This is a genomic window from Mesorhizobium sp. M7A.F.Ca.CA.004.12.1.1 (assembly GCF_003997835.1).
GTDB lineage: Bacteria > Pseudomonadota > Alphaproteobacteria > Rhizobiales > Rhizobiaceae > Mesorhizobium.
This window is the reverse complement of record NZ_RZRK01000105.1, coordinates 1-11,227: the sequence shown is the minus strand read 5'-3', so window position 1 is coordinate 11,227 and position 11,227 is coordinate 1. Positions and strand designations below refer to the sequence as shown.

At 65.7% G+C, this 11,227-nt stretch carries 8 protein-coding genes, 1 tRNA gene and 3 pseudogenes; 9 read left to right on the top strand and 3 right to left on the bottom strand.

The window, feature by feature from the left end; all coding sequences use genetic code 11:
- From mepA to EN984_RS08080, 8 genes and pseudogenes are all read left to right on the top strand, one after another.
- On the top strand, positions 1 to 917 hold a 917-nt coding region (gene mepA / locus EN984_RS08115; protein ID WP_127383694.1), incomplete at its 5' end, for a penicillin-insensitive murein endopeptidase.
- 201 nt (positions 918 to 1,118) lie between these two features.
- Positions 1,119 to 2,144: a glucokinase gene (locus EN984_RS08110; protein ID WP_127268267.1), complete on the top strand. Its 1,026-nt coding sequence runs from the start codon at positions 1,119 to 1,121 to the stop codon at positions 2,142 to 2,144.
- A 137-nt stretch (positions 2,145 to 2,281) separates the two neighbouring features.
- The gene (locus EN984_RS08105; protein ID WP_127268268.1) at positions 2,282 to 4,141 is read left to right on the top strand and encodes an ABC transporter ATP-binding protein; all 1,860 of its coding nucleotides are present in this window, start codon (positions 2,282 to 2,284) and stop codon (positions 4,139 to 4,141) included.
- Positions 4,138 to 4,958 (top strand): annotated as a pseudogene (gene dapB, locus EN984_RS08100) (4-hydroxy-tetrahydrodipicolinate reductase). Before EN984_RS08105 ends, dapB begins: the two are co-directional and overlap by 4 nt.
- 92 nt (positions 4,959 to 5,050) lie before the next feature.
- On the top strand, positions 5,051 to 5,671 hold the full coding sequence (locus EN984_RS08095) for a 2,3-bisphosphoglycerate-dependent phosphoglycerate mutase (RefSeq protein WP_127383693.1): 621 nt from the start codon (positions 5,051 to 5,053) through the stop codon (positions 5,669 to 5,671).
- A gap of 73 nt (positions 5,672 to 5,744) precedes the next feature.
- Positions 5,745 to 5,829: transfer RNA gene (locus tag EN984_RS08090), tRNA-Leu, on the top strand.
- A gap of 149 nt (positions 5,830 to 5,978) precedes the next feature.
- Positions 5,979 to 7,657: pseudogene (locus EN984_RS08085) on the top strand (FAD-dependent oxidoreductase).
- Complete coding sequence (locus tag EN984_RS08080; RefSeq protein WP_027040253.1) at positions 7,654 to 7,962, top strand: UBP-type zinc finger domain-containing protein; 309 nt, start codon at positions 7,654 to 7,656, stop codon at positions 7,960 to 7,962. Before EN984_RS08085 ends, EN984_RS08080 begins: the two are co-directional and overlap by 4 nt.
- Positions 7,963 to 8,050: 88 nt before the next feature.
- Here EN984_RS08080 and EN984_RS08075 read toward each other — a convergent pair whose 3' ends face one another.
- The 3 genes from EN984_RS08075 to EN984_RS08065 all read right to left on the bottom strand — a co-directional run bounded on the left by EN984_RS08075 (position 8,051) and on the right by EN984_RS08065 (position 10,818).
- Positions 8,051 to 8,425, bottom strand: a complete 375-nt coding sequence (locus EN984_RS08075) for a YkvA family protein (RefSeq protein ID WP_127269768.1) — start codon at positions 8,423 to 8,425, stop codon at positions 8,051 to 8,053.
- 90 nt (positions 8,426 to 8,515) lie between these two features.
- Positions 8,516 to 8,695 carry a hypothetical protein gene (locus EN984_RS08070; protein WP_023814179.1) on the bottom strand — a complete coding sequence of 60 codons (180 nt, stop codon included), beginning with the start codon at positions 8,693 to 8,695 and terminating at the stop codon, positions 8,516 to 8,518.
- Positions 8,696 to 8,823: 128 nt separating this feature from the next.
- Positions 8,824 to 10,818: a BTAD domain-containing putative transcriptional regulator gene (locus EN984_RS08065; RefSeq protein ID WP_127269770.1), complete on the bottom strand. Its 1,995-nt coding sequence runs from the start codon at positions 10,816 to 10,818 to the stop codon at positions 8,824 to 8,826.
- Between the two features lie 254 nt (positions 10,819 to 11,072).
- On the opposite strand from EN984_RS08065, the pseudogene EN984_RS38655 reads away from it, so the two are divergent.
- Positions 11,073 to 11,227: pseudogene (locus EN984_RS38655) on the top strand (cysteine synthase); the annotation flags it as partial.

Sequence of the window (11,227 nt, the reverse complement as noted above, 5' to 3'; positions counted from 1 at the left end):
TCTATTCCAAGGGCTGTTTTGCCGGCGGCGTCGCCATTCCCTTGGACGGTCCGACCTGGCAGGTGATGCGGCCGTCGCGCAACCGCCGCTGGGGCCATCCGGCGATGATCGCGGTAGTCGAGAAATTGTCGCGCGACGCAGCGGCCGATGGTTGGCCAGGCCTGCTGATCGGCGACATTTCGCAGCCGCGCGGCGGCCCGATGCTGACAGGACATGCCTCGCACCAGATCGGGCTCGACGCCGACATCTGGCTGACGCCGATGCCCAGCCGCCCGCTGTCGATGGCGCAGCGCGAATCGATGAGCGCCACCTTGATGGTCGATGAGAAGACCCATCTGGTGAAGGACGCGCTGTGGACGCCAGCGCACACAAGGCTTCTGAAGCGGGCGGCGAGCTACGGCCAGGTCGAGCGCATCCTGGTCAATCCGGGCATCAAGAAAAAGCTCTGCGACACCGTCAAGGGCGACCGCTTCTGGCTGCGCAAGGTCAGGCCGTTCTGGGGCCACGACTATCATTTCCACATGCGCATCGGCTGTCAGCCCGGATCGCCCGGCTGCAAGGCGCAGGAGGCGACGCCGGACGATGACGGTTGCGGCAAGCCGCTGGCCTGGTGGTTCACGCAGGAGCCCTGGCGCCCCAACAAGAACCCGGATGCGCCCAAGGCCCGCGACCTGATGACGATGGCGAACCTGCCGGGCGAATGCCGCGCGGTGCTCGACGCGCCGGGGCCGGACTCGGCCGAGGCGGCGACCTACCATGGCGGCGGCGTGCCGGTCGCGGCCGCCGCGCCCGAACCCGAAACGCCGTCATTGCCCGCCACCCCGGCCGCCGCCGGCTTGCCAAGCACGGTGAACGCCTTCACGGCGACGCCCGAGATCGGCGTGCCGCTGCCGCGACCGCGGCCGCCTGGAAACTGACGATCACGGCTTATAGCTTACAGCCTTATAGGCAGGCTCAATCGGTTCAGCGCCTCATTTTTGCGAAACCGTGGCGGTTTGGCCGCAGAGCCGGCCTCAGCGCGCCGCCGGGATCGAAAACCGTTTCCCTTTTCAAACCCATGCGCTAGTCAACGGAAGAACGGCCAGATGCCGTCGGGGGCGCCGGAGACGGACGAGAGCATGCCACGCACAGGCGACGACGACACTTTGCTGCGGTTTCCGATCCTGATCGGCGACATCGGCGGCACCAATGCGCGCTTTTCGATCGTGCTCGACGCCAATTCCGAGGCAGGCGAGCCGACCATCGTCCAGACGGCGAACTACAACACCATCGACGAGGCGATCCAGGCGGCCGTGCTCGACCGCTCGTCGGTGCGTCCCAAATCGGCGGTGCTGGCGGTGGCTGGCCCGGTCGACGGCGACGAGATCGAGCTGACCAACTGCCCCTGGATCGTCAAGCCGAGGAAAATGTTCGCCAGCCTCGGCCTGAGCGACATCGTCGTGCTCAACGATTTCGAGGCGCAGGCGCTGGCCGTCGTTGCGCTCGGCGAGGAGCACATGGAAAAGATCGGCGGCGGCACGCCGGAGCCCAATGCCGGGCGCGTCGTGCTCGGCCCCGGAACCGGGCTCGGCGTCGCCGGGCTGGTCCATGCGCTGCACCATTGGATACCGGTGCCCGGCGAGGGCGGCCATATGGACATCGGCCCGCGCACACCGCGCGATTTCGAGGTTTTTCCGCATATCGAGAAGCTCGAAGGCCGCGTTTCGGGCGAGCAGATCCTGTGCGGACGCGGTCTGGTCAATGTCTACAGGGCGGTGGCCAAGGCGGACGGCAAGCCGTCGCCCTTCACCACGCCGGCCGAGATCACTGCCGCGGCACTTGCGAAAACCGATCCGGTTGCAGTGGAAGCGCTGGAGATTTTCGTCACCTGCCTTGGGCGCACCGCAGGCGACCTTGCTCTGGTGTTCATGAGCCGCGGCGGCGTGTTCCTCACCGGTGGCATCGCGCAGAAGATCGTGCCGGCGCTGAAAGCCGGCAATTTCCGCGCCGCTTTCGAGGACAAGGCGCCGCACAGCGCGATGATGCGCACCATGCCGGTCTACGTCATCACCCACCCGCTGGCCGCACTTCTGGGCCTTGCCGCCTATGCCAGGAACCCCTTGCTGTTCGGTGTCCAGACGGAGGGCCGGCGCTGGCAGGCCTGAAAGCCAGCGAAGCGCTCGCGCCCCGCGACGAAGTTAATCAGGTGCGGGCATAGGCAATCAGGCCGCAGGGCGTTAAGAGGGGTGCCGAATTTGCAGCCCCGGTCCCACGAGGCGGAAAACCACAAAGCGCTCCCGATTTGACACTTGAAGCTCCAAACAAACAAAAAGCCCGGCCCGGCGAGGTCACAGCGGTGCTCCGCCGCATCCTCGCTGAAAACGGCAAAGAGTATCGCTGGACCTATGTCGTCGCCGTCTCTTGCCTGCTGATCGTTTCCGGCACCACCGCCTTCACGGCGTGGATCATGGCCCCGATGATCAACCAGATCTTCTACGAACGACGCGGCGATATGCTCTGGTTGATCTGCGCCGGTTTCATGGGGGCCTCCCTGCTGCGCGGCTTCGCCGGTTACGGCCAAGCAGTCGCGTTGGCCAGTATCGGCAACAATCTGGTCGCGCGCTACCAGAAGCGTAGCTTCGACCATCTGATGAAGCTCGGCGTCAACTTCTTCAACGATACGCGTTCCGGTCGGCTGGCGGCACAGGTCAGCGAGAATGTCGGCGGCGTTCGCGATCTGCTGTCGCTGACACTGACCTCCATCAGCCGCGACGCGGTCACGCTGGTCGCTCTCGTCGGCGTGATGATCTATCAGGATCCGGTGTTGTCGCTCAGCTCGCTGCTGATCGGCCCTCCACTGATCTGGGCCGTCGTCTATATCACCCGCCGACTGCGGCGTATCAACCGGGAATCCGTCCTGATCAATTCGCGGCTGAACGGGTCCGTGCAGGAAGCCACGCAAGGCATCGCCATCGTCAAGGCCTTCACCTTGGAGGCCGAGCTGGCGCGCCGCATCGGCATCATGGCGGACACGGCCGAGCAGCGTAACAACAAGATCGCCCGCGTCTCGGAGCGGCTGTCGCCGATTTCCGAGATTCTGGGCGGTCTCGCCATCACCTCCGTACTTGCCTATTCCGGCTACCGGGCGTTGTATCTTGGGCAGCCGCCGGGCGCGGTTTTCTCCTTCATCACCGCGCTGATCATGGCTTACGATCCGGCAAGACGCCTGGCGCGCACACAGGTGGGCATGGAACGTGCCCTGGTCAACGCGCGCATGATCTACGAGTTGCTCGACCTGGAGCCGAAACAGGGCGACGCACCCGATGCCGTCGAGGCGAGGATCACCACCGGCGAGGTGCGTTTCGACAATGTGACGTTCGGCTACAGCGCCGACATGCCGGTGCTTAGGGACCTGAGCTTTACCGCCGCGGCCGGCAAGGTGACGGCGATCGTCGGTGCGTCGGGCGCCGGCAAATCGACGCTGGTGGCCCTCTTGCAGCGCTTCTACGACGTCGACCGGGGCAGCATCGAGGTCGATGGCCAGGACATCTCGAAGGTAACCAAGCATTCGCTGCGGCAGTCGATCGCCTATGTGGCGCAGGCGCCCTATCTGTTCGAAGGCACGATCCGCGACAACATCCGCTACGGCCGTCTGTCGGCCACGGACGCCGAGATCGAGCAGGCGGCGAAACAGGCGGCAGCCGACGAGTTCATCCGCCAGCAGCCGCAAGGTTACGACACGCCGGTCGGCGAAGGCGGCTCGACCCTTTCCGGCGGCCAGCGCCAGCGCGTCTCGATCGCCCGCGCCATCGTGCGCCAGGCACCGATCCTGCTGCTCGACGAGGCGACATCGGCGCTCGACAACGAGGCGGAGGCGCGCGTCCAGGAAGCGCTGACCCAAGTCATGCAAGGCCGCACCACCATCGTCATAGCGCATCGGCTGTCGACGGTGGTCAATGCCGACCACATCATCGTGCTGGAAGAGGGACGGTTGGTCGAGGAAGGCACCCATGCGACGCTGATGGCCGACCCGGACAGCATCTATTCCCGCTTCCACCGCATCCAGGGCAAGAAGGGACTGGGGCTTGTCGAGGACCGCGAGCCGATCCAAACTCCGGTCCGGGCCACGCGTGCGAAGAAGACTGCTGTGAGGAGCACATGAGCGAAGCAGGCGATATGGGCCTGGTGGTGGTGGGCGCTGCCGGCCGCATGGGCCAGACGCTGATCCGCGCCATCCACACCATCCCCGGCGCGCGGGTCATCGGCGCGGTCGAGCGGGCGGGTTCGCCCTATCTGGGCAAGGACGCAGGCGAACTGGCGGGCATCGGTATCATCAACGTGCCGATCGGCGACGATCCGCTGCCGGTCTTCGCCAAGGCAGACGGCGTGCTCGACTTCACCACGCCTGCTTCGACGGTCGAATTCGCGGGCTATGCGGCGCAGGCGCGCATCGTTCACGTCATCGGCACGACCGGGTGCACGGCCGACGACAATGCGAAAATCGCGGCGGCGGCGCGCCATGCGACGATCGTCAAGTCGGGCAATATGAGCCTCGGCGTCAATCTGCTGGCGGTGCTGGTCGAGCAGGCGGCACGCGCGCTCGATGCCGACGATTTCGACATCGAGATCCTCGAAATGCACCATAAGCACAAGGTCGACGCGCCATCGGGCACAGCGCTGCTGCTGGGCGAAGCCGCCGCCGCCGGGCGTGGTATCGAGCTTTCAGGCAATGAGGTACGCGTCCGCGACGGCCACACCGGCGTGCGCAAGACAGGCTCGATCGGCTTTGCCACCCTGCGCGGCGGCTCTGTCGTCGGCGACCACAGCGTGATGCTGGCCGGCACCGGCGAGCGCATCACGCTTGCCCACCATGCCGAGGACCGCGCCATCTTCGCTCGGGGCGCCGTCAAGGCGCGCTTTGGGCGCGCGGCAAGAAGCCGGGACTGTATTCGATGCGGGACGTGCTCGGCCTCAGCTGAGCCGGCCTGATCCATAAACCTCTTTGTCTAACGCAATTCCGGGCGGAAAACCGCGTCACACTTTTCCTGGAATTGCTCTTGAAGGAGCAAACATGTCGAGAACCCTCGTGCTCGTACGCCACGGCCAGAGCGAATGGAATTTGAAGAACCTGTTCACCGGCTGGCGCGATGTCGACCTGACCGAACAGGGCCACGCCGAGGCCAAGGCCGCCGGCCAGAAGCTCAAGGCGCGCGGCCTGAAATTCGACATCGCCTTCACCTCGGCGCTGATCCGGGCGCAAAAAACCTGCCAGCACATTCTCGACGCGGTCGGCCAGAGCGACCTGAAGACCATCCGCGACCAGGCACTCAACGAGCGCGACTATGGCGACCTTTCCGGCCTCAACAAGGACGACGCCCGCAAGAAATGGGGCGAGGAGCAGGTGCATGTCTGGCGCCGCTCCTACGACGTGCCGCCGCCCGCCGGCGAAAGCCTGAAGGACACCGGCGCCCGCGTCTGGCCCTACTATCTGCACGATTTGCAGCCGCACGTGCTGCGCGGCGGCACGGTGCTGGTCGCCGCGCACGGCAACTCGCTGCGCGCGCTGATCATGGCGCTGGACGGCAAGTCGGGCGAGGAGATCGTCAAGCTGGAACTCGGCACCGGCGTGCCGGTCATCTACCAGCTCAACGCCGATTGCACCGTCGCTTCGAAGGAAGTGCTGGACGACTGAGCCGGCGAACGGAGCACCTGCGAAAAAAGCGCGTTGACAGCAATCGCTTGCCCGCTTACATGAGCCCGCACCAGCCCAGATGGCGGAATTGGTAGACGCGCACGGTTCAGGTCCGTGTTCCGCAAGGAGTGGAGGTTCGAGTCCTCTTCTGGGCACCAAATTCCCGTTTCGAACCATTCGCCGGTTCAGAAACTTAGAGAAAAAGCCCGGCTCGTCCGGGCTTTTTCTTTGCCGCCAACCTCCCCTTCCGGCCAGTCCCCTCACAAACCGCTTCAAACTCCGCGCCCGCTTCGCTACGCTCAAAACCATGGCTCAATCCACCACCCAGATATTCGGTGCCCGCCGCGACCAGGCGTTCCCCACGCTGGCCGAGGTGGACATCGACCGCATGCGCCGGTTCGGCGAGGCCAGCGCCTATGCCGCCGGCGAGCACATCATCGAAGCAGGCGATGTGGCGCCCGGTCTGATCGTCGTGCTGTCGGGCAGCGTGGACATCACCCAGGACGGCGGGCTCGGCCGGCGCGAGACGATCGTCACCCATGGCCCCGGCAGCTTTGTCGGCGAGCTGGCGCAGCTTTCGGCCCGTCCCTCGCTGGTCAATGCGCAGGCCGCCGAACCGGTGGAGGCGTTCGTCATCGCCTCGCAGCGGCTGCGCGACCTGATGGTGCAGGAGGCCAATCTCGGCGAGCGCATCATGCGGGCGCTGATCCTGCGCCGCGTCGGGCTTTTGGAGAGCGCTACCAGCGGGCCGATCATCATCGGACCCCAGGACAATGCCGACGTGTTGCGCCTGCAGGGCTTCCTCGCCCGCAGCGGCCAGCCGCATCGCGTGCTCGATTCCGGCAGCGATCCCTGCGCCAAAACCCTGGTAGAACGCTTCGAGGTCGATCCTCACCACCTGCCGATCGTGCTCTGTCCAAACGGCAGGCTGCTGATGAACCCCGGCGAAAAGGACCTCGCCCGCTGCATCGGCCTGCTGCGGCCGATCGATGCCGATACGGTCTATGACGTGGCCATCGTCGGCGCCGGCCCGGCAGGGCTGGCGGCGGCGGTCTATGCGGCCTCCGAAGGCCTATCGACGATCGTGCTCGACTGCCGCGCCTTCGGCGGACAGGCCGGTGCATCCTCGCGCATCGAGAACTATCTTGGTTTCCCCACAGGCATTACCGGCATGGCGCTGATGGCGCGCGCTTACAACCAGGCGCAGAAATTCGGCGTCGAAATGGTCATCCCGGACGAGGCGAAGCTTTTGAGCGCCGCCTCCGACGCGTCAGGCGCCCGCTATCTGCTCGATGTCGGTGATGGCGAGACGTGCGCACGCGCAGCGTGGTGATCGCCAGCGGCGCGCGCTATCGCCGCCTCGACATCGCCAATCTGGCGCGGTTCGAGGGAACGTGCGTGCATTACTGGGCGTCGCCCATTGAAGGGCGGCTTTGCGCGGACCAGGAAGTGGCGCTGGTCGGCGCCGGCAATTCGGCCGGGCAGGCGGCTGTCTACTTGGCCAGTCATGCGCGCAAAGTGGCGCTGCTGGCGCGCGGTGGCAGCCTCGATGCCAGCATGTCGCGCTACCTGGTCGAACGCATCAAGGCGCAGCCGAACATCGAGGTGCTGACCGGGACCGAAATCGAGGCGCTGGACGGCGAAGAGGGCAATCTTGGCACGGTGCGATGGCGCAACCGCGCCAGCGGCGCGGAAACGACGCGCCCGATCCGCCATCTCTTTCTCTTCATCGGCGCCGACCCGAACACCGATTGGCTGGCGAATTGCGGTGTGGCGCTGGACGCCAGGGGGTTCGTGCGCACCGGATCGGAGCTGGGATCGGCGCAGATGGAGACCAGCCGCAGCGGCGTGTTCGCCATCGGCGACGTCCGCGCCGGTTCGGTCAAACGCGTCGCGGCGGCTGTCGGCGAAGGCGCCCAGGTGGTCGCGGCATTGCATGCATATCTCGCGCGCGCGGACGCACCTCAAACAGCAGGGAGACCATGATGGATGAATGCAGGCATACGCGCGACATCAGGAAGGTGACGCCGAGCGCGCTCGGCTGCGAGGAGTGCCTGAAGAGCGGGTCGCAATGGGTGCATTTGCGGCTCTGCCGCACCTGCGGCCATGTCGGCTGCTGCGACGACTCGCCCAACCGCCACGCCACCAGGCATTTTCACGCCACCAAGCATCCGATCATCGAGGGCTACGATCCGCCGGAAGGCTGGGCATGGTGCTATGTCGACGAGGTGTTTGTCGACCTCGGCGACGACGTGACCCCGCAGAACGGCCCGATCCCGCGCTTTGTTTGAGCGGCGCCGCATGGCGACGGAATCCCGGGAAAAGCGCGATCCGTCCGGGCTTCATTGGCGGCGGTTTCCCTGCTGAACGGCCTGGCAGTCAGTCAGCGAAATACAGATATCCCAGCCACCCGGCCAGCACGATCGAGGCAGTCCAGATACAAACAATGATCACCGCCGCGTAGCGGCTCACCGGCCTGTCGGCGGCCAGCGCGGCGGTCTTTCTGTGTTCCGCCATCACCTCGGGCGGTATCATCCTGACCACGGCAAGGACGCCCAAAGGGACAAGGATGACGTCGTCGAGATAGCCGATCACCGGAATGAAATCGGGGATCAGGTCGATTGGCGACAAGGCATAGCTTGCAACACACACGGCAAGCGCCTTGGCGTACCAGGGCGTTCGGGGATCGCGAGCGGCGAGGTAGAGCGCATGCACATCGCGCTTGATCGTTCGGGCCCACTCATTCAGTGCCATCGGATGATTTTAGCGCCAAATGAAAACCGCCGATAGCGCACGCCAGGCGCCCGCCTCCGACAGCATCTCGAAGAGCCGATGACCGCCGGTCTACCGCACGGAGCCGGTGACGGTCGGGTCGATCATGCTGGGAACGGATTTGCGTTCGTTGCCGGCAAGCGCCGCTATGATCAGCAGGCTGGCAACCACCGGGACAAACAGGATGGCAACGCGAGCTTGCACGTAGAATATGGCGCGCCATTCATTGCGCTTGTCGGGGCTGTTGCTCATCATACTCACTTTGTCGTCCCCCACGCGGTGACATAGCCGCAAACAGTTAAACAACTCCTTCCGACTTCGTTAACCCGGCGGAATTGAGGCGAAATTCCCAGGCGATCCCAGAGATGGCGAGCCAGGCTTCAGTTCAGCCCGATAAGCCTGGCGCCCTGCCGGAACAGCGCCACGGCGTCCGGCTCGAAGCGGAAGGTGCCGATGAAATCGTCGGCGCAATAGTCCGGCCTTGTCTTGCGAATGGCGGCGGCGAAGCCGCGCGCCTCGTCGAGCCGTCCGGCCAGCGCCAGGCAGTGCGCGGCGATCGCCAGTATGATGGCGTGGGCGTTGGGCCGCGCCGCCGCCTTCAGCGCCCATTCGGCCGCTTCCTCGAACTGGCCGAGCCGGACATGCGCCATGGCGCGTGCGCCCAGCATGCCGAACAGCAGCGGGTCGAACGGGCTGAGATGGCGCGAATGATCCGAAGAGCCTATCGCCGCTCGCGGGTCGCCCGACTGCGAATGCACGAAGGACAGCGCGTAGTGGCCAAGCGCGAAGTTGGGGCTGAGATCGACAGCCCGCTCGAGTTCGAGCAGCGAGCCGTCCTGCTCGCCGCGCAGCCACAGCGCCCGGCCCATCGCCCAATGCGCGGCCGGATTGTGGTCGTCGACCAGCAGGCTGTGTCCGGCGCTCTCGAAGGCCAGCGCGCTTTCGCGGTCGCGGTCGCCCCAGCGCTGGAAGGCGTTCTGCCAGTGGGTGAAGGACAGGCCGGCATAGGCGCGGGCAAAGGTCGGGTCGAGCTGCAAGGCCTGGGCAAAGAAATGCCGCGCCTGTTCGTTTTCCGCCTGGGTGAAGCGGTACATGTGCCAGAGGCCGCGATGGTAGGCTTCCCAGGCGTTGAGCGAGTTGGGCGCCTTCAGCATGGCGCGGTTGCGCTCGACGGTTTCGATCTCGGCCGAGATCGAGGAGACGATACTGTTGCCGATGTCGTCGAGCACGGAAAAGATGTCATCGGGCCTGCGCTCGAAGGTCTCGGCCCAGACGATCCTGGCGCTGCGCACCTCGATTAGTTCGACGCCGACGATGAGGCGGCCAGACGGGCTGCGCACCGTGCCGGTGGCGACATAGTCGACATTCAGCCGGCGGCCGGCATCCTCGGGCGCGATGTTCTGCTCTGCCAGCGCAAACACCGATCCGCGCGCGATGACGAAGAAATCCCTGAGCTTGGCCAGGCGGGTGATGATGTCGTGGGTGAAACCGTCGGCCAATCCGCCGCGCGTGCCGCCGCTCTCCTCGACAAACGGCATCACCGCCAGCGAAGCGTGGCTGGGCTCGACCGGGCCGGGTGCGGCGGGCATGGTGGCCACCAGTGGCGATAGCGTGGACAGGCAGGCCGCCTGTGTCCGTAGCGAGGCCCCGGGCCGTTGTTCACGGATCGCCTGCCAGGCCGCGCGAAGCGGTGCGAAATCAAGCTCCTCCGACCGGAACAATCGCTCCGCCGAAGCCAGGTGCTGCTCTGCCGCGGCGACCTCGCCGCGCCCGGCCAGATTGGACAGCAGTGCTGCATGCGCACGCGTGTCGAACGGCGCCAGTTCCACCCATGTGTCGAGATGGGCGATCGCCTCGTCACTATGCGCCGGCAGGCTCGCGACAAGCCGTTCCAGCACGGCGGCATGGCAAGCGCTGAAGCGGCGGCGCTGCGCGATCAGCCAGCTGTTGAAATGCGGGCTGCGCTCGAGCTCCAGCCCGTCGAGGAAATCGCCGGCAAACAGTTTGGCCAGCGCCCGCAAGCGGCCGACATCAAGCGTGCCGATCCCTTGCGCGGCGGCGCGGCTGACCTCCAGCGCATCGACCAGGCAATCGCTCAGATCGAGTGCTACCGTGTCGCCCTGTGTCACGACCCGGTGTCGGCCCGGCGCGTCGAGTGCGCCGCGCAGCTTGCTCAGGCACCAGCGCAGCTCGCCCCTTGGATCGTTCGGCACGTCCCACAGCAGCTCGCACAGACGGCTGCGGCTGACAGGATGCGGCGCCAGCGCCAGATAGGCCAACAGAGCGCGCAGCTTGCGTGACGACGGCAACGTAACCGGCACGTCATTGCGGGAGATCGCCAGCGGTCCGAGCAGGCGCACGGAAAGGACCGGCATGTCGCCGTCCGGCCTCGATCGGCTGGATTCCACGTGCGTTTCCACGCCTGCTCCCACGCTGGCCTGTCGGCCTCTCCTGTATCACCAAACACGACACGGCGCATCCGGCAGCGGATTTCAGCGCCGGATGCAGCCATTGCCGCTGTGCGGCATGTCAGTCCTAGCGCGGCAAGGTCACCAAACCTCGTCGCCCAACCCGCCGGTTTGTAACCGGCCCGTGAAGACAAAACGCGATGACAATCAAGGAGACCAAGATGTTGCAGCAGCAGAAGATCAGAACCACGGCCGGGCGCGGCCGCTTGTTCGACAGCATTCTCGACACCGTCGGCGACACGCCGGTGGTGCGCATCAACAATCTCGGACCGGCCCACGCGACGATCTACGTCAAGGCCGAGTACTTCAATCCCGG

What these genes read in the sequence shown, in the direction of transcription:
- EN984_RS08110 (WP_127268267.1), top strand. Translation starts at nt 1,119, where the DNA reads ATGCCACGCACAGGCGACGACGACACTTTGCTGCGGTTTCCGATCCTG.
- EN984_RS08095 (WP_127383693.1), top strand. Translation starts at nt 5,051, where the DNA reads ATGTCGAGAACCCTCGTGCTCGTACGCCACGGCCAGAGCGAATGGAAT.
- EN984_RS08080 (WP_027040253.1), top strand. Translation starts at nt 7,654, where the DNA reads ATGATGGATGAATGCAGGCATACGCGCGACATCAGGAAGGTGACGCCG.
- EN984_RS08075 (WP_127269768.1), bottom strand. Translation starts at nt 8,425, where the DNA reads ATGGCACTGAATGAGTGGGCCCGAACGATCAAGCGCGATGTGCATGCG.
- EN984_RS08070 (WP_023814179.1), bottom strand. Translation starts at nt 8,695, where the DNA reads ATGAGCAACAGCCCCGACAAGCGCAATGAATGGCGCGCCATATTCTAC.
- EN984_RS08065 (WP_127269770.1), bottom strand. Translation starts at nt 10,818, where the DNA reads ATGCCGGTCCTTTCCGTGCGCCTGCTCGGACCGCTGGCGATCTCCCGC.